This window comes from Actinomadura sp. NPDC048021 (genome assembly GCF_040653135.1).
Classification (GTDB): Bacteria; Actinomycetota; Actinomycetes; order Streptosporangiales; family Streptosporangiaceae; genus Spirillospora; species Spirillospora verrucosospora.
On the sequence record NZ_JBEZJQ010000001.1, the window covers coordinates 124,515 to 142,265 of the forward strand.

Sequence of the window (17,751 nt, forward strand, 5' to 3'; positions counted from 1 at the left end):
GATCAGCTCTGCGCCCCGTTGATCTTCGGTTCGGTGATCGCGCCGGTCTCCACACCGGCGTCGGTGAGGATCTTCTTGTAGGTGCCGTCGGCGATCAGAGCCTTGAGCGCGCCCTGGATGGCCTCCTTGAGCTGGCCGGAGTTCTTGCCGACCGCGTAGCCGTAGGGCGCGGTGTCGTAGGTCTGACCGATGATCTCCAGCTTGCCGCCGGTCTTCTTCACCGCGTCGCCGACGATGGGCGAGTCCGCGGCCATGCCGTCGACCTTGCCCGCGACGAGGTCGTTGTTGACCTCGGTCTGCTGCTTGCGGACGACGCTCTTGATGGCCGGCTTGCCCGCGTCGGTGCACTTCTTGCTGCGCGCCGCGAGGTCGTCGACCTGCACGGTGCCCTGCTGGACGCCGATGGACTTGCCGCAGGCGTCGTCGGGGTTGACGCCCTTCGGGTTGCCCTTCAGCACGGCCCAGGACGTCCCGGCCGAGTAGTAGGTGACGAAGTCGACGGCGCCCTCGCGCTCCTTCGTGTCGGTGAAGGAGGAGACGCCGGCCTCGTACTTGCCGGACTGGACGCCGGGGATGATCGTGTCGAAGCCCGCGTTGCTGTACTGGGTCTTCAGACCGAGCTTGGCGGCGACGGCGTTGAAGAGGTCGACGTCCCATCCGACGATCTTCTGGGAGGCCGGGTCGACGGACTCGTTGGGCGGGTACGAGGCGTCCGTGCCGATCGAGATCTTCCCGTCGCTCTTGACGGCGGCCGGGACCATGGCGGCGAGCTTGCTGTCCACGCTCGTGTTCGAGGCCGCGGAGCCCGAGTCGCCAGAGTCGTTGCTGTCGCCGCATGCGGACAGCGCGAGCGCGCCCGTCAGTACGAGCGCGCTCGCCGCGACGGCGCGGCGGCGCAGAGAACCGGTGTTCACTGGTCCCCCTCCTGGTGGTTTCGTCGGATCCGCGTAGATCCGAAGGTCAGGTGCATAGTTTGGCGTACAACGTCCCTGATCTGGATAAAGGGTGCGAAACAATCACGCAACGAGGCGAACCCGGATCCGCCAGTGCTCAAGGGGTATGCCCTACGCAACGCGACCGACCCACCACCGTGTGGGCACGGTCACGTGACGGTCACCACCCACCCCGGCCTCCGGGCGGGTCCGGCCCCCTGTGGCACAATCAGACAACGGGTGACCCCCGTGCGTCGCGAGATCCACCGGGTGACCGGCCACACCACACCACCACGCGGCGGCATCTCAAGAAAGCCAACTTTCACAGACAGGGGTCGCTGTGGCTGCTCAGCCCATTCCCACTGAACCGCCCTCACTGGACGACGATCCGGCCTTTCCGCTGCACCGCGGCGGCAAGCTGGAGATGCGCTCGACCATCCCCGTCCGCAACAAGGACGACCTCTCGCTGGCCTACACGCCGGGCGTCGCCCGCGTGTGCACCGCGATCGCCGACAACCCCGAGCTGGCCTACGACTACACCTGGACCTCCAAGGTCGTCGCCGTCGTGACCGACGGCACCGCGGTGCTCGGGCTCGGCGACATCGGCCCGGCGGCGTCCATGCCGGTCATGGAGGGCAAGTCGCTGCTGTTCAAGGAGTTCGCGAACGTCGACTCCGTGCCGATCGCGCTGAACTGCACGGGCGTCGACGAGATCGTCGACACCGTGATCCGGATGGCGCCGAGCTTCGGCGGCATCAACCTGGAGGACATCAGCGCCCCCCGCTGCTTCGAGATCGAGGACCGGCTGCGCGCCGCCCTCGACATCCCCGTCTTCCACGACGACCAGCACGGCACCGCGATCGTGGCGCTCGCCGCCCTCACCAACGCGGCGCGCTTCGTCGGCAAGCCGCTGTCGGAGCTGCGCGCGGTCGTGGCGGGCGCGGGCGCGTCCGGCATCGCGGTCTCGCAGATCCTGATCGAGGCGGGCATCGGCGACATCGCCCTGTCCGACAGCAAGGGCATCATCCACGAGGGGCGCGACGGCCTGAACCCCGTCAAGGAGCGCATCGCCGCGATCACCAACCGCTCGCACCTGAAGGGCTCCACGGAGGAGGCGCTGCGCGGCGCCGACGTGTTCATCGGCCTGTCCGGCAGCACCGTCCACGAGTCGTGCGTCGCCACGATGTCGGACAGCGCGATCGTCTTCGCGCTCTCCAACCCGACCCCCGAGGTGCACCCCGAGGTCGCCCGCAGGCACGCCAAGGTCGTCGCGACCGGCCGCAGCGACTTCCCGAACCAGATCAACAACGTGCTGGCGTTCCCCGGCATCTTCCGCGGCGCGCTGGACGTCCGGGCCCACACCATCACCGAGGGGATGAAGCTGGCGGCGGCGAACGCCCTCGCCGGCATCGTCGGCGACGACCTGACCGCCGACTACGTCATCCCCGGCCCGTTCGACGACCGCGTCGCCCCGGCCGTCACGGCCGCGGTGGCCGCCAAGGCCCGCGAGGAGGGCGTCGCCCGCATCTGATCTTCCCGACGGCCCGTGTTCCGCACCGGAACACGGGCCGCTTGGCGGTCGGAGGGGCGGCCGGGCCGCGTCAGGACGGTTCCACGTGGTTGTTCTCCCACGCCCAGGTGACGATCCCGACACGGTTCCGCACCCCCAGCTTGGCCTGGATGCCCGCCAGGTGGCTCTTGACCGTGCTCAACGAGATGAACAGCTCCGCGGCGATCTCCTGGTTGGTGAGGCCGCGCGCCAGGGCCCGGACGACGTCGAGTTCGCGCTCCGACAGGGGCGGGGGCCGCTCGGCGCGCGGCGGCGCCGAGGCGGCCGCCAAGTGCCGCAGCAGCCTGACGGTGACGGAGGGCGAGACCAGCGCCTCGCCGTTGCGGGCGGCGCGGACCGCCTCGACGAGCAGCGCGGGCCCCGCGTCCTTGAGGACGAAGCCGCACGCACCGCCGCGCAGCGCTCCGTACACGTACTCGTCCAGGTCGAAGGTGGTGACCACGACGACCCGCATCGGGTCGGGCACCTGCGGGCCGGCCAGCGCGCGGGTCACCGCGATGCCGTCGAGCCGGGGCATCCGGATGTCCACCAGGCACACGTCCGGTCGGAGCCGCCGCGCCAGGTCGACCGCCTCGACCCCGTCGACCGCCTCCCCGACGACGGTGATGTCGGGCTGGTCCTCGAGGATGAGCCGCAGCCCGCGGCGGACCATCGCCTGGTCGTCGGCGAGGAGGACCGAGATGGTCACCGGGACCGCCCCGCGGGGACGGGCAGCGCCGCCCGGACGGACCAGCCGCCGCCGGGCCGCGGTCCGGCGGCCAGCGAACCGCCCAGCGACTCGACGCGCTCGCGCATGCCGACCAGCCCGTAACCGCCGCGATGGGGGTGCCGGGCCGGGGCCGCCGGGGCGTCGTCGGCGACCTCCACGGTGACGCCCTCCGGGCCCTGCTCGACGGTGACCGTGACGGAGCGGGCCCCGGGCGCGTGCCGCAGCACGTTCGTCAGCGCCTCCCGGGCGACGCGGTACACGGTGGTGGTCACCTCCGGCGGCCACGCGGCGTCCGCGTTCCCGTCCGGCATGCTCAGCCGCACCTCCGGGCCCTGCCGGCGGAACCGCTCCACCAGCGCGCCCAGGCGCTCCGGCCCGGGGGACGCCGGCGCCGCGTCGTCGGCGTCGCGCAGCAGCCCGACGACCCGCCGCATCGCGGCCAGGGCCTCGGTGCCCGCGGCCTCCATCTCGCCGAGGTACCCGCTCACCTGCTCCGGGTCCCGGCGGGCGACCACCTGGGCGCCCTGCGCCTGGACCACCATGCCCGTGATGTGGTGGGCCACGACGTCGTGCAGCTCCCGGGCCAGCTCCAGCCGCTCGGCCCGGCGGACCTGCTCGGCCGCCCCGCGCGCCCGCGCGTCCAGGAGCCGCAGCGCCAGCCCGGCGCCGGCGGCGGCCAGCCAGACCAGGCCGTCCAGCGCCGTCACCGCCGCGACGCCCGCGGGCGGCGGGCCGGCGGCGAGCTGACCGGCGATGATCACCGCCGGTCCGGCGGCCGTGACGGCGGCGGCCGGCGCCGGCGGGAGGTGCCGGAGCGCGGAGCAGGTCAGCACCCCCAGGCCCAGGGCCATCGCCGGGCTCGGCTCGGCGGGGAGGTCGGGACCGGCCGCGCGGACGCCGGCGATGGCCGCCACCGCGAGGCCGAACGCCGCGACCGCCGGCCGGAGCGGCCGGCGCAGCCCCAGCAGCGCCGGGACGCACACCGCCGCCGCGGCGACGCAGCCCGGGACCCAGTACCAGGAACCCCAGCTCCCCGCGATGGCGACGGCCTGCGCGGTGATCGCCGCGAGGAGCACGACGCCCAGCCCGGCCACGGAGGCGCCCCGGCCCCACGCGCCCGGATCGGTCATGCGGGCCAGATTATCGACGCCCCGCCCGGCGGCGCACCCGGACGGATCCGCGCCCGCCCCGCCCTCGTCGCGTCCCATCGCTACCGGACCGGGGCGAACGCGCGGAGCAGCGGCCCGGCCACGAGAGCGCCGACCACCATCACCGTGGCCAGGGCCAGCGAGGCCGTGGAGGACGTGGGACCCGACACCCATGCGAGCGCGATCACCGCGGCGCCGCCCGCGGCGATGGCGGCGGCCGGCCGCACCGGCAGCGCTCTGAGGGAGGAGCCGATGAGCACGGCGAGGGCCAGGCCCGCCACCGGCGACGGCTCCTGCGGCAGGCCGGCGGCCATGGAGACCCCCACCGCACCGGCCGCCACGGCGACGCCCGCGGCCGCGGGCCAGGCGCGCCTCCGCCGGATCAGCGCCAGCCCGCCCATCACCACCGCGACGGCGGTGGTGTAAAGCCAGTAGGCGCCGCCCCAGCTGCGGATGAGCATGAACGCCGTGAAGGCGATGCCCAGGGCGAAGACCACGCCGAGCCCCGCGTTGACCAGCGCGTCCGGTTTCACCGGAGACCCGCCGGCACCATTTCGATGACTGTTTCCAAGCGACATGAGAGACCTGGTTTCGCTGTCGGGAATGGTCGCTTCACGCGCGCCGGACGCGCCGCAGGGAAACGGCGGTGAGGAGCGCGGAGGCCAGGAGGTAAAGCCCGGTCTCGGCCAGCTGGAAGCCCCAGTAACGGCCGCTGGGCTGGTATTCGACGTCGACGTGCAGGTCGAGTGCCGCCAGGCACACCGCGGTGTCGCCGAACGTGCCGCCGGCGCCGGTCTTCGCCGGGGTGTCGAGACAGGCGTTGAACCGCTTCCCCTCGATCGTCCGCCCGTCCGCGGTGCGCAGCGGGCTGGTCCCGCTGATCCACGCGTCCGGCGCGCCGGGCACCTGAAGGCCGCCGATGACGGGGGCGCCGGTGATGCTGCCCAGGCTTCTGGCCTGGTTGATGGTCTGCGCGGTCATCGGCAGGGACGTCTTCTCGGGCGGCATGAGGTGCGGACGCACCAGGTTCGGCACCGCGAACTGGACGACGAGGAAGACGACGCCCGTGACGGCCATGGCCGGAAGCGTCCGGCGGACGAACAGGCCGACGGTGGTGCCGAGGGCGAAGGAGAGGAGGGCGTAGCCGATCGGGGCGATGTGGCGGGCGCCGAACTCGATCGTCCCGAACCGGTCGGCGGCGACCTCGTCGTACGGGGAGGCCGCCCAGGTGAGCAGCAGCGCGGCCAGGCCCGCGAGGATCATCGCGGCCAGGCCGACGAACGCCATCCTGCCGATCAGCCAGCGGCGCCGCGTCACGCTCTGGTTCCACACCAGCCGGTGGGTGCCGAGTTCCAGTTCCCGGGCGATCAGCGGCGCGCCCCAGAACACGCCGATGACGAGGGCGAGCAGCTGGAGTCCGGCGGCGAGGAACAGCAGCGGGTTCATGTAGGCGCCCTGGAACTGGGCGACGGCCTGGGCGCAGGCGGCGGGGTCGGTGCACCGGGACCGGTAGGCGTCGTGCGCGTCCCGGATGTCCATGCCCAGGTACAGCAGATAGGCGGCGATCAGGACGAGCCCGGCCGCACCGGCGATCGCCTGGAGGCGGAACTGCCGCCAGTTCAACCAGATCATCGCGATCCCTCCCGGACCTGGGCGGCGGGCGCGCTCGCCCGCGACATGTACGCGAGCACCAGCTCTTCGAGCGTGACGGGCCCGGCCCGGAACGGAAGCTCCGACGCCGGGAGGCCGGTCCGCACCACCGCGCCGCCGGGCTCCGCCCGGACGACCTCGACGCCCGCGGGCAGGTGGCCGAGGTCGCCGCCGGGCGCGGCCAGCCGGTGGTGGCCGGCGAGCAGGTCCCGGACGTCGCCGGCCACCTGGACCCGCGAGTCGCACAGCACGATGAGGTAGTCGCAGACCTGCTCGATGTCGCCGAGCAGGTGCGAGGACAGCACGGCACTGGCGCCGAGCTCCGCGACGAACTCCATCAGGTTCGCCAGGAACCCCTGGCGCGCCAGCGGGTCCAGCGCGGCGGCCGGCTCGTCGAAGATCAGCAGCTCGGGCCGCTTGGCGGCGGCGACGGTCAGCGCCAGCTGCGCGCGTTGACCGCCCGACAGCCGTCCCGCCTTCTGCTTCGGGTTCAGCCCGACCTGCCCGATGCGCCGCTCGGCCAGCCCCTGGTCCCAGGACGGGTTGAGGCGCGCCCCCATGCGCAGGTGGTCGGCCACGCTGAACGACGGGTACACCGGAGTGTTCTGCGCGACGAACCCGACTCTGGCCAGGTGCGCGGCGCTCGCCGCCGGTCTGGAGCCCAGGACGCGCAGCGAGCCCGACGTCGGCTCCAGCAGCCCGCAGGCCAGGTTCAGCAGCGTCGACTTGCCGGCCCCGTTCGGCCCCACAAGGCCCACGACGCATCCGGCCGGAACGTGCAGATCGACGTCGCTCAACGCCTCCCTGCGCCCGTATCTCTTCGTCAGTCCCTCGGCGTGCAGCATCGGGACCGGGTCTTCAAGTGGCATGAAGGGATCGTCGGCGACGGCGCCGCCTCGGGGCACCGGCGCAAAGGACGGTTCCCACCGGCGGCCGTCGTACTTTCGGCCGGTTCGCCGCCGGCGCTCCGCCGGACGCGGCTCAGGTCACCGCGTCCGCCGCAGGGCCAGGCGCGGGCGAGGCCAGTAGCGGCCCACGACCCGTCCCACGACCAGGTCGTCGGCGACGGGACCGAAATCCCAGCTGTCCCTGCCGCCGGGGGCGCGCTGGTTGTCGCTCTCCAGCCACCACCCGTCCGCCGACCGGTGCGCGACGCGCTTCACGATGAGCAGTCCCTCCCGCTCCGGGTGCTCGGCGACGACCACGGCGCCGGGCGCGGGACGGGCGCCGTCGCGGACGACGAGCCAGTCCCCCGGCCGGAGCCCGGGCAGCATCGAATCTCCGGTGACCTCGACGGTCCGCAGCCTCCGCGCGGCGAGCGCGACCGCCGCCGCCCCCGCCAGGCCGCACAGCAGCGGGGTCCGGATCCGCATGGTCCTCCTCGGCCCGCATACTTCGGCGGGCGGCGGTCACAAACAGTGCTGGAGAGGTTCCGGGCCGGCCGGCCCGGGTCTTAGGCCGAATTACCGAGTGCCCTGCCCGGACGGGCCCCGGTGCACAAGGGTAATGTCGGTGACCTGAGCATGATCCACAACGAGGGAAGGGAATCGCAGGTGTTGCTCAAGCTTCTGCGCCCGAAGACCACGGTGTCTGCGCACTGCGATCTGCCGTGCGGCGTCTACGACCCGGCGCAGGCCCGGATCGAGGCCGAGTCCGTGAAGGCGATCTGTGAGAAGTACGCCGCCAACGAGGACCCGGAGTTCCGCGCCCGGGCGATCCTGATCAAGGAGCAGCGCTCGCAGCTGGTCAAGGAGCACCTGTGGGTGCTGTGGACCGACTACTTCAAGCCGCCGCACTTCGAGAAGTACCCGCAGCTGCACCAGCTGTTCAACGAGGCCACCAAGCTCGCGGGCGCCGCCGGCACCAAGGGCAGCATGGACACCAAGGCCGCCGAGGACCTGCTCGCGAAGATCGCTGAGATCGACAAGATCTTCTGGGAGACCAAGCAGGGCTGAGCGCGTCCAGCTCATCGCGAGGGCCGTCCGCTCCCGGACGGCCCTCGCGGCATGTCAGGGGGCGGTCATCCGGGCGAGGGACGGGCGGCCCGGGTGAGGGCGTCGCCGGTGAGGCGGTAGACCGTCCACTCGTCCTGCGGGCGGGCGCCGAGGGCCGTGTAGAACCCGATCGCCGGCTCGTTCCAGTCCAGGACCGACCATTCGACGCGCCCGTAGCCGCGGTCGTCGGCGACGCGGGCCAGCTCGGTGAGCAGCGCCTTGCCGTAGCCGTGGCCGCGGTACTCCGGCTCGACGTACAGGTCCTCCAGGTAGATGCCGTGCGTGCCGTTCCACGTGGAGAACGACAGGAACCACACGGCGAACCCGACGACCCGTCCGTCGTGCTCGGCGACGTGGGCGAAGACCTTGGGGTCGTCGCCGAACAGCCGGTCCCGCAGCTGGTCCTCGGTCGCCTTCACCTCGTGGCGGGCGCGCTCGTACTCGGCCAGTTCGCGGACCAGCCGCAGGATCTCCGGGACGTCGCCGGCCGTCGCGTAACGAATCACACGTGGCAGGTTAATCGAGCGGCGGCAGTGCGGCGTCGGGGTCGGCCCACCGGTCGTTGGGGACGAGCGGGTACCAGCCCGGACGGCCGGGGTCGCGGTCGTAGGGGTAGCCGCCGAGCTCCCTGTACAGCTCCGCGTACTCGGCCAGCTTGTCGCGGTCCAGGCGGACTCCCAGGCCGGGCCCCGACGGAACCGGGATCCTGCCGCCGGAGTACCGCATCGGCCCGCCCTCGATGACGTCGTCGGCGAGGTGGTGGTAGTGCGCGTCGGCGGCGTAGGTGAGGTTGGGCAGGACGGCGCCGAGGTGCAGCATGGTGGCGAGCTGGATGCCGAGCTCCCCGGAGGAGTGGACGGCGACGCCGATCTGGAACGTCTCGCACACCCCGGCGGCCTTCACGCACGCCCGGATGCCGCCCCAGAACGTGGTGTCGAGCAGGACGACGTCCGCGCTGCGGCGCAGCACGTTCGCGGCGAGCTGCTCGAAGTTCACGACGACCGTGTTGGTGGCGAGGGGGACGTTGACGCGCTCGCGGACGAGGCGCAGCCCCTCCAGCCCGAGGACGGGGTCCTCCAGGTAGTCGTTGGGCAGGTCCTCGATGGCCTTCCCGAACCGCAGGCCCTCCTCCAGGCTCAGCACGGAGTTCGGGTCGTAGCGGAAGCGGTCGCCGGGGAACGCCTCGGCGAGCGCCTTGTAGCACTCCAGCTCGTGGGCCGGCGGGAACACCCCGCCCTTCAGCTTGTGGACGGTGAACCCGTGCGCGTCCTTGAGCGCGCGGGCGTGCTCGACGAGCTGCTCGGGGGTGCGGACCTCCGGCGAGCCCCCGGCGCCCGGATAGCGGTAGAACAGGTAGGACGCGAACGGGACGGAGTCGCGGATGCGTCCGCCGAGCAGGTCGTGCACCGGGACGCCGAGGTGCTGGCCGACGAGGTCGAGGCAGGCGAACTCGATGGCGGCGAGCATCTGGGTGCGGTTGTTGTACAGGCTCGCCGTCGGGTTCGCGATCTTGAAGCGGAGCGCCTCCAGCTCGAACGGGTCGTGGCCCTCCAGGTGCGGGGCGAGGGCCTGGAAGGCGGCCTCGGCGCTCTGCCCGCCGCCGCCCATCTCGCCGAGCCCGACCAGGCCGTTGTCGGCCTCGACCTCGACGATCGTCCGGACGAAGCGGCCCCAGTGCGCGCCGTTGCTGTGCAGGAGGGGGGCCTCCAGCGGCACGGTGACCGTGGTGGCGCGGATACCTGTGATCTTCATGTGTCCCCGATCCGTACTCAACGCCGAACCGTGACGGTGGCGACGCCGCAGGCGGGCAGCCGCACCGTCATGGTGCCGTCCCGGACGGGCAGCTCCGCCGGGTCACGCTCCAGACCGCCGCTCAGCGAGGCGCCGGTGGCGCCCGGAACGTGCAGGCCCGTCTCCACGGGGCCCGCGGCGAGCGACTGGAGCCGGACGGCCAGCCCGTCGCCGTCGCGGGCGCGGCCCACGGAGGTGACGAGCACGTCCGGGTCGTCCACGCGCAGGAAGGTCCCCGATTCCGCGGCGGGCATGTCGCCGGTGGCGAGGGTGGCGACGAACGGGTCGGTGATCCCGGCGGCCGTGCGGGCGCCGAGCCGCCGGCCCGAGCCCGCCGCGCCGGACGCGAACGCGTACCGGAACGTGGTCTCGCCCTGCTGCTGGGACGGGAAGTTGGTGTCCCAGATGTTGTTCAGCGCCCACGAGTAGACGGTGCCGTCCTCGTTGTCGAGCGTGGGCGGGAACGGCGCGTAGGGCATGTGGATGGAGCCGAACTGGACGAGCGGGGCCTCCAGCGTCGCCCACGCCACGGTCAGCTCGGGGTCCTCGAAGGCGACCCAGTGGCGGATCGGGCGCATGTGCTCGGCCGATCCCGGGACGCTCGGGACGCCGGTGCCGCCGACGCCGCCGGTGAGCTCCCACGCGGCGGGCGGGCCGTCCACCGCGAACGGGAACGCGAAGAAGACCGCCTCCTTGGCCGCGGTGGGCTGCTTGCCGAGCTGGTAGCGGACGTCCACGCGCGGCACGCCCGCGTACAGGTCGATGGTCGTGCGGAGCCAGTCGACGCCCTTGCCGTGCAGTTCGACGACGAGCCGCTCCCCCGCGGGCGTCCGGCTGCACTCGGTGACGGTGGCGTGGGTGGCGACGGCCCGGTCCCCGAGCATCGTCTTGTCGTGCACGAGCATGTGCCCGGACATGTGGTTGAAGTGCGGCGCGGTCGCGTACCGGTCGTAGACGTACTGCCCGAAACCGGCGACGGCGTCGGCGTTCACGAGCTCGCGGCCGGCGGTCTTGTCGAAGACCGAGGCGATGTGCCCTTCCCTCAGGTCGTAGACGACCCGGTAGAACTCGTTCTCGATCGTGCCGCCGGAGCCGAGGTCGACCGGATCCGGCGCGCCCGCCTCGGCCCGGACGACGTCCACGCGGACGTGACCGTGGCCGGGGACGTCCGGCACGACCGCCTCCAGGTGGCGGCCGATGGGGCGGGTGGGCCACTCGTCCGGGTCGACCTCCTCCTCGCGGTGCGGGACGGGTTCGCCGGTGCGGGCGTCGACCAGCGCGACGGGGACGTCCACGGCGACGACGTCGCGGGGCAGGAACGCGCGGGCCACGTCCGTGCGGGCGGCCGTGCCGGGGTTGACGACGAGGAACGAGGCGAGCGCGTCCGGCGCGGCCCCGAACGTCGCGCCGATCCGCCGCGCGCCGGCCTGGAGCAGGTCGAGGGCGTCGTCGTGGGCCTGGTAGCCGACCTGGGACTTGCGGGTCCACTGCAGGCCGCCGGAGTCGCCGCCCTCCTCCGCGTCCTCCCACGGGTTGGCGGCGCCCCAGGTGTGCTCGTCGAACAGCGCGGCCCGGTCGTAGGCCTCGTCGATCGCCCGGGTGGCCGCGAGGGACGCGCCGGCGCGCTCGCCGCCGCGCTCGTCGGCGAGGGCGTGCAGCGTCTCGGCGGCCCGCAGGACGTTCTGCGCCCGCCGCACGTAGCCGAGCGGACGGGCGCCGGAGCCGAGGCCGTCGGCCCACCAGTCCGTCCAGTCGCCCTCGTGGGTCTGGAGCCGGTCGCCGTGGTGCTCCTCGACGTACTCGAAGAAGTCGGCGTTGGTCGCCATCCGCAGCCGCGGGTAGGCCCAGGTCTCGTTCCACCGGTGCGCGATGTCGGCGGGGACGATCGACGGCCCGGCGTTGTCGGCGTGCGCGCCCTGCACGCGCAGGTGGACGGCGTCCAGGAAGTCGGGGTCCTTGGCGGCGCCGACCTGGCCGGGCGCGGCGTACCAGCCGAACGTGCCGGGCCCGTAGGGGTAGGGCCGGTCGGCGAGGGACCCGAGGTAGCGGGGCAGCAGGTCCTCGGCGAGGTCGTAGCCGTCGACGAGCCCGACGGTGTTGCCCTCCATGTAGGCCATGCCGTGCGGGGTGTCGGTGAACCAGACGATCAGCTCGCCGCCGCCCGGCGACCGCCACCGGAACGGGCGGGCGAGCCTGTCGCCGCCCGTGATGTACGGGACGGAGCGCCCGGCCCAGTTGTGCGCGGCGGCGAGGTAGCGGACGCCGGCCGCGTTGAGGGCGTCCACGGTCCCGACGACCGCGCCCGGGATGTCGGTGTGCATCGCCGAGCGGACCTCGATGCCGTGCTCGCGGCGCAGCTGCTCGACGAAGCGGAGCTGCCGGTACAGCTCCTCGGTCGAGCACGCCTCGGTGTGCAGCTGCATCGGGAACGCGGTGACCTCGATGTCGCCCGCGCGGGCCCGCTCGGCGAACTCGGCGACCTGGTCCTCGGGGCGGGTCGCGAGCCACCGCAGCGCGGGCATGGACGACTCGACCGACCAGCGGAACCGGGCGTCGTCCGGCCGCCCGTCGGTCTCCCGCGCCAGCCGCAGCGCCGCGTCGAGGTAGTCGAGGTGGTGCCGCAGGACGGTGCCCTGCGTGTCGGTGTAGCCGATGTCGAGGTGCGAGTGGTGGACGACGAAGACGTTCCACTTGCGCTGCGGGGTGACGTCGAGCGGCGCGGCCCCGACGAGGCCGCCGGAGTCGCGCACCTCCAGGGTGAGGCGGCGGGGGGCGTCCACCTCGGGGACGAGCAGCGTGACGCTCCCGCCCTCCGCCGCCGCGGACGCGACCCGGGCGTCGCCGTCCTTGAGGGCGACCTCCACCGGCGCCCCGCCGGACAGCGTCAGCCGGACGGCCTGGTGGAGCGCGCCGTTCTCGTCCCGCCTGAACAGCGGCAGCACGGCGGCGCGCACCGACAGGCCGCGCACGGCGAGCACCTCGGTGGAGGTGTCCTGGCGCAGCGCGTCGCGGATCCCGTCATAGTCGGGCGAGCCGAGGCTCGCCTGAAGCAGGCGACTCGTCATCGTTATGCGTCAATCTCTCTTTCGGGGATCTTTCAGAACTGGGCGAGGGTGAGGCCGCGGGTGAACAGGCGCTGGGTCGCGAGGAAGATCGCGACGGTCGGCAGGGAGACCACCAGGCCGGCGGCCAGCGCGATCGGCACCGGCGTCCCGGCGTAGACGTCGGTGGTCAGCGCGGACAGCTCGGCCCACACCGGCCGGACGGTCGGCGACTGCGAGAGCGTCAGGCCGAACAGCAGGTCGTTCCAGACGAAGGTGAACTCCAGGATGAACACCGCGGCGAGGGCCGCGGCCGACAGCGGCAGGTAGATCCGCCAGAAGATCCGGAAGGTGGAGGCGCCGTCCAGCCGGGCCGCCTCGAAGATCGACACGGCGACGTTGCCGAAGAAGTTGCGCATCACCAGCGCGGCCAGCGGCACGTTGACCGCCGAGTAGATGATGATCAGCCCGAGGCGGTCGTCGTACAGCGTCACCTTGCTGTAGCCGACGAACAGCGGCACCAGCAGCATCTGGAACGGCACGACCGTCCCGGCGAAGATGACCACGAACCAGGCGAAGCCGTGCCGCAGGCGCAGCACCACGATCCCGTACCCGGCGAGCGCGCCCATCAGGACGGCCAGCGCAGGCGAGACGACGCTGTACAGCAGGGTGCTGAGCAGCGTGTCGCCGACGGCGGTGCGGTCCCAGGCCTGCGCGATGTTGTCGAACAGGCCGATGGAGGACGGCGGGCTCACCGCGTCCGAGGGGTCGTAGTCGCCGGCGGGCCGCAGCGCGTTCGCGACGATCAGGTAGGTGGGGAAGAGCCACACCAGGCCCAGCGCCGCCAGCACGGCGCGGCGCGCGTGGAGGAGTCCCTTTCCGGTCATCGCGTCTCCTCCCTGCTCACCTGGCGGCGCAGGTACACGTACGAGGCCAGGCCCGTGACGGTGGTGAGCAGCACCGCGACCGCCGACCCGTAGCCGTACTCGTTGGCGACGAACACGTCCCGGTACATGGTCACGGCGAGGGTCTCGGACGAGCGCCCGGGACCGCCCTGCGTCATCACCCACACGATGTCGAAGTTCTTCAGGCCGGCGACGAGCGCGAGGCCGAACACCACGGTGGTGATCGGGCGCATCAGCGGCCAGATGACGTGCCGGAACATCGCCCATCCGGACGCGCCGTCGATGCGGGCGGCCTCGATCGGCCCCTTCGGGATCGACTGGAGGCCGACGACGAACAGCAGCATGTTGACGCCGAGCTGCTGCCACGTCCACACCACGATCATGGCGACGGTGTTGCGGGGGCCGTCCTGCAGGAACGCGGTGTCGCCGCCGGGCATCCCGAACAGGGTCAGGATCTGGTTCGCCATCCCGTCCGGCTGGAGGATGAAGCCCCAGATCACGCCGAGTCCGGCGCCCGACATGGCGTACGGGAGCAGGAACGGCAGCCGGAACCACGCGCCCCGCTTGAGGTCGTAGGACAGGACGGCGACGAGCAGCCCGAGCCCCACCGGCAGGACGACGGTGCCGGCGACCCACAGCAGCGTGTTGCGGATCGAGGTGACGAGCGCGTCGTCCTCAAGGAGCCGCCGGTAGTTGTCGAGGCCCGTGAACTCGGGTGAGGCGAGCCCGTCGTAGCTGGTGAAGCTCAGGTACGCCGTCCACAGGAACGGCAGGTAGAGCAGGACGGCGACGAACAGCACGGCCGGCGATATGTAGACGTGCCGGAACCGGCCGTGCAGCGCGAACCCCTTGCCGGGGCGGGTGCCGGACGCCTTGCGGCGCCCGCCGCCGGCGGGGGGCACCACCGTCAGCTGGGGACGGTCGGCGGTGGCCTTGTGCGTGCTCATGGGTCAGTGCGACTTCCAGTAGTCCTCGTTGACCTTCTGGATGCCCTTGAGCACGTCCATGTAGGTCTCCGGCTTGTTGAGGAACTTGTCGAAGCCGCTGAGCGCCTCGGTGAGCACCGGCGCCGGGGCCGCCTCGAAGTAGCGCAGGACCAGGCGGTTGCCGCCCGACGCGGCCTCCTTGGTGACCTTGTCCAGCTCGGGGTCGGCGACCTTCACCTTCGGGTTGCCGGAGACGTCGCCGCGCGCGTTCGCCCACTTCTCCTGCGCGGCGGGCGTGACCCACCACTTGAGGTACTTGGTGCTGGCGGCCGCGTCGGGGGCCTTGCGCAGCGAGCAGAGCGGGCCGCTCTCGAACACCAGCGACCGCTTGGGCAGCGCCGGGTCCACGTTCGGGATGAAGAAGAACCCGTAGTCCTCGCCCTGCTTGAGGCCGCGCTGGGTCATGCTCGTGTTGAACCAGGTGCCGTTGACGACCATGGCCGCGTCGCCGGACTTGAAGTGGTCGGCGGGGTCGGCCTTGTCGCCCGGCTTGCTGAACCACCCGGCGTCGATCATCGACTTCCAGCGTTCCATCGCCTTCACGACGCCGGGGTCGGTGTAGGACGCCTGGCCCTTCGACAGCCGCTCGTACAGGTCGGGGTCGGTGCCGGCGAGGATCTGCTCGAACCAGGCGAAGGAGAACAGCGACGTCGGGGTGGTCTGGTTGAAGGGGACCTGGCCCTTCGACTTCAGCGTCTGCGCCGTCTTCTCCAGCTCCGCCCACGTCGTGGGCGGCTTCAGGTCGTACTTGTCGAAGATCTTCTTGTTGTAGAACATCCCCCAGTAGGCGGTGTTCAGGGGGACGCAGTACTGCTTGCCGTCCACGGTGTAGTACTTCTTCAGGTCCTCGGTGAGGTCGCCGCTGCCGATGGCGTCCTGCCAGATCCTCGTGGTCTCGGCGACCTGGTTCTGCTTGACGATCTCTTCCAGGCGCCCGCCGGTCGTCCAGGTGAACAGGTCGGGCTTGACGTTCGTGCGGAACGAGGTCTTGATGAACGCGGTGTAGGTCGGCTCGTCGGTGTAGCCGACCGGCGTCATGCCGAGGCCGGTCTGCTGCTTGCCGAGGGCGCCCATCTGCTCGAAGAAGGGCTTCCACGCGCCCTTGTCGTTGTAGAGCTTGAGCTCGGACCTGCTCCCGCCCGAGTCGCCGGATCCGCAGCCGGCGGCGAGCAGCAGCGCGCCCACGGTGAGCGCGGTCACCTGGAGTCGCTTGGACGGCACCATGGTGAGCCTCCTTCATCGGGCGGCGATGCCCGATCGGGGTGGTCGAAGGATGGAATCGGAGAAGGGTGAACCGGCCGCGCGGCGCTCTCGCCGGCGGCGGGGAGGCGGCCCGCTCAGGCGAGCCGCTGCTCGATCACGTGTTTGACGTCGGCGAGGTGGGACCGCATGAGGGACTCGGCGTCCCGCTCCGCGCCCGCCTCGATGGCGGCGAGGATCGCGGCGTGCTCGTCGAAGTCGCGGACGCGGTCGTCGAAGATCCGCTGTATCGCGCGCTGCTCGGAGGCGTGCACCGACAGCAGGGAGTCGATGACCTCGCAGAGCACGGAGTTGCCCGCGACGCCGGCGACCTCCCGGTGGAAGGCCATGTTCGCCTTGTGCAGGCGGGCCTCCGCCTCCGGCTCGTCCGTGCCGAGGTCCGCGCCCGCCTGGTCGAGGAGGGCCCGGAGCAGCTCGATGTCGGCGGGCCGCGACCGCCGCGCCGCCCGTCCGGCCAGCGGCGGCTCGATGAGCAGCCGCGCGTCCAGCAGCTGGAGCAGCCGGTCGGCCTCCAGCTCGCGGACGTTGGGGTTGGGGATGACCACGCGTTCGAGGTCGGCGCCCACGTAGATGCCCGAGCCGTGCCGGAGCTGGATCGCCCCCGTCGCCTCCAGGCGGCGCAGGGCCTCCCGCAGCGTCGGGGTCGTCACCGCGAAGCGCTGGGACAGCTCCCGCGCGGACGGCAGCCGGTCGCCGGCGCGCAGGCCGCCGTCCCTGATCAGGTCCAGCATGCGCTCCGTGAGGGCGTCCGCCAGGCTCGGCCGGGCCACATCCTGTGACATCGCCACCTCGTTCCCAAGACGTAAAGTCATCTAATCACTTAGCGATTGGCGTGTCCACCCTCCCGGAGAGACATCGCCGCAGGACGGCGCGCTCCTCCTCGAACGCGAGCCGCCCGAGCCGCGCCGACATGATGCCGTCGAAACCGTGGCAGGCGCCCGGCACATGGTGCAGCTCCGTGGAAACCCCGGAGACGATCAGCCGGTGCGCGTAGGCGAGTCCCTCGTCCCGCAGCGGGTCGTGCTCGGGCACGAGCACGTACGCGCGCGGGAGGCCGCTCAGGTCCTCGGCCCGCGCCGGGGCGGCGTAGGCGGGGACGTCCGCCCGCCCGCCGAGGTAGTGGCGCCACATGTGCCGCACGTCGCCGCTGTTGAACAGCGGCGGCTCGGTGAACGTCCGCATCGACGGCGTGGCCATCCGGTCGTCCAGGACGGGGTAGAGCAGCATCTGGAACACCAGCGGCGGCCCGCCCTCGTCCCGCGCCCGCAGCGCCACGGCGGCGGCCAGCGCCCCGCCCGCGCTCCCGCCGCCGACCGCGACCCGCTCCGGGTCGCCGCCGAACTCCCCCGCGTGCTCGTGGGCCCACGCGGTCGCGGCGTAGCAGTCCTCGAACCCGGCCGGGAAGGGATGCTCGGGCGCGAGCCGGTAGTCGACGGAGACGACCGCGATCCCGTCCTCCCCGGCGAACTCCAGGCACCGCTCGTGCTCGTTCTCCAGCCCGCCGGTCACGAACCCGCCGCCGTGGAAGTACACGAGCACGGGCGCCGGCGTCTCGCGCGGCCGGTAGATCCGCACCGGGACCCCGCCGGCGACGAGCCGGTCCTCGACGGCCGCCCTCCCGTCGCCCACGGGCCGGGCGAGGGCGCGGACCAGATCGTTCATCGCGGCGCGGGCCCGCGCGGGATCCGCGAGCCCGACGTAGGGCATGCCGTCCAGCGCGGCGGCGAGTTCGGCGTCAAGGGGCATGGTCGGAACCTCCGAGCGG

17 protein-coding genes are annotated in these 17,751 nt (G+C 72.4%); 2 read left to right on the forward strand and 15 right to left on the reverse strand.

The window, feature by feature from the left end:
* Nucleotides 1-2: 2 nt before the first annotated feature.
* A complete protein-coding gene (locus AB0C87_RS00575; protein ID WP_360575845.1) occupies nt 3-914 on the reverse strand; it encodes an ABC transporter substrate-binding protein in 912 nt (303 codons plus the stop codon).
* Between the two features lie 358 nt (nt 915-1,272).
* Between AB0C87_RS00575 and AB0C87_RS00580 the strand changes: the two genes are divergently transcribed.
* Nucleotides 1,273-2,463, forward strand: coding sequence for an NADP-dependent malic enzyme (locus AB0C87_RS00580; protein WP_345183254.1), 1,191 nt, complete (start codon nt 1,273-1,275; stop codon nt 2,461-2,463).
* Nucleotides 2,464-2,533: 70 nt separating this feature from the next.
* Here AB0C87_RS00580 and AB0C87_RS00585 read toward each other — a convergent pair whose 3' ends face one another.
* The 6 genes from AB0C87_RS00585 to sodX form a co-directional block, all read right to left on the reverse strand.
* Nucleotides 2,534-3,190 carry a response regulator transcription factor gene (locus tag AB0C87_RS00585; RefSeq protein WP_345183256.1) on the reverse strand — a complete coding sequence of 219 codons (657 nt, stop codon included), beginning with the start codon at nt 3,188-3,190 and terminating at the stop codon, nt 2,534-2,536.
* The gene (locus AB0C87_RS00590) at nt 3,187-4,341 is read right to left on the reverse strand and encodes a histidine kinase (protein WP_360575848.1); all 1,155 of its coding nucleotides are present in this window, start codon (nt 4,339-4,341) and stop codon (nt 3,187-3,189) included. The genes AB0C87_RS00585 and AB0C87_RS00590 overlap by 4 nt, the downstream gene beginning before the upstream one ends.
* Before the next feature lie 80 nt (nt 4,342-4,421).
* Nucleotides 4,422-4,892 (reverse strand): hypothetical protein, encoded by a 471-nt coding sequence (locus tag AB0C87_RS00595; protein ID WP_360575850.1) that lies wholly within the window; start codon nt 4,890-4,892, stop codon nt 4,422-4,424.
* 79 nt (nt 4,893-4,971) lie between these two features.
* The gene (locus AB0C87_RS00600; RefSeq protein WP_345183262.1) at nt 4,972-5,991 is read right to left on the reverse strand and encodes an ABC transporter permease subunit; all 1,020 of its coding nucleotides are present in this window, start codon (nt 5,989-5,991) and stop codon (nt 4,972-4,974) included.
* Nucleotides 5,988-6,878: an ATP-binding cassette domain-containing protein gene (locus AB0C87_RS00605; protein WP_353832922.1), complete on the reverse strand. Its 891-nt coding sequence runs from the start codon at nt 6,876-6,878 to the stop codon at nt 5,988-5,990. The genes AB0C87_RS00600 and AB0C87_RS00605 overlap by 4 nt, the downstream gene beginning before the upstream one ends.
* 117 nt (nt 6,879-6,995) lie before the next feature.
* Nucleotides 6,996-7,382 (reverse strand): nickel-type superoxide dismutase maturation protease, encoded by a 387-nt coding sequence (sodX, locus tag AB0C87_RS00610; RefSeq protein WP_353832923.1) that lies wholly within the window; start codon nt 7,380-7,382, stop codon nt 6,996-6,998.
* Nucleotides 7,383-7,562: 180 nt separating this feature from the next.
* Between sodX and sodN the strand changes: the two genes are divergently transcribed.
* Nucleotides 7,563-7,964, forward strand: a complete 402-nt coding sequence (gene sodN, locus AB0C87_RS00615) for a superoxide dismutase, Ni (protein ID WP_345183267.1) — start codon at nt 7,563-7,565, stop codon at nt 7,962-7,964.
* Between the two features lie 65 nt (nt 7,965-8,029).
* Here sodN and AB0C87_RS00620 read toward each other — a convergent pair whose 3' ends face one another.
* The 8 genes from AB0C87_RS00620 to AB0C87_RS00655 form a co-directional block, all read right to left on the reverse strand.
* Complete coding sequence (locus AB0C87_RS00620; RefSeq protein ID WP_360575852.1) at nt 8,030-8,509, reverse strand: GNAT family N-acetyltransferase; 480 nt, start codon at nt 8,507-8,509, stop codon at nt 8,030-8,032.
* A gap of 10 nt (nt 8,510-8,519) precedes the next feature.
* On the reverse strand, nt 8,520-9,755 hold the full coding sequence (locus AB0C87_RS00625; protein ID WP_345183271.1) for an enolase C-terminal domain-like protein: 1,236 nt from the start codon (nt 9,753-9,755) through the stop codon (nt 8,520-8,522).
* 17 nt (nt 9,756-9,772) lie between these two features.
* Nucleotides 9,773-12,859 (reverse strand): glycoside hydrolase family 38 C-terminal domain-containing protein, encoded by a 3,087-nt coding sequence (locus AB0C87_RS00630; protein ID WP_360575854.1) that lies wholly within the window; start codon nt 12,857-12,859, stop codon nt 9,773-9,775.
* A 32-nt stretch (nt 12,860-12,891) separates the two neighbouring features.
* Complete coding sequence (locus AB0C87_RS00635; protein ID WP_360575856.1) at nt 12,892-13,722, reverse strand: carbohydrate ABC transporter permease; 831 nt, start codon at nt 13,720-13,722, stop codon at nt 12,892-12,894.
* Nucleotides 13,719-14,687, reverse strand: a complete 969-nt coding sequence (locus AB0C87_RS00640; protein ID WP_360575858.1) for a sugar ABC transporter permease — start codon at nt 14,685-14,687, stop codon at nt 13,719-13,721. The genes AB0C87_RS00635 and AB0C87_RS00640 overlap by 4 nt, the downstream gene beginning before the upstream one ends.
* A 3-nt stretch (nt 14,688-14,690) precedes the next feature.
* The gene (locus AB0C87_RS00645; protein ID WP_360575860.1) at nt 14,691-15,950 is read right to left on the reverse strand and encodes an extracellular solute-binding protein; all 1,260 of its coding nucleotides are present in this window, start codon (nt 15,948-15,950) and stop codon (nt 14,691-14,693) included.
* Nucleotides 15,951-16,063: 113 nt separating this feature from the next.
* Nucleotides 16,064-16,768, reverse strand: coding sequence for an FCD domain-containing protein (locus tag AB0C87_RS00650; RefSeq protein WP_345183281.1), 705 nt, complete (start codon nt 16,766-16,768; stop codon nt 16,064-16,066).
* 34 nt (nt 16,769-16,802) lie between these two features.
* Nucleotides 16,803-17,732: an alpha/beta hydrolase gene (locus tag AB0C87_RS00655; protein ID WP_345183284.1), complete on the reverse strand. Its 930-nt coding sequence runs from the start codon at nt 17,730-17,732 to the stop codon at nt 16,803-16,805.
* Nucleotides 17,733-17,751: the final 19 nt, after the last annotated feature.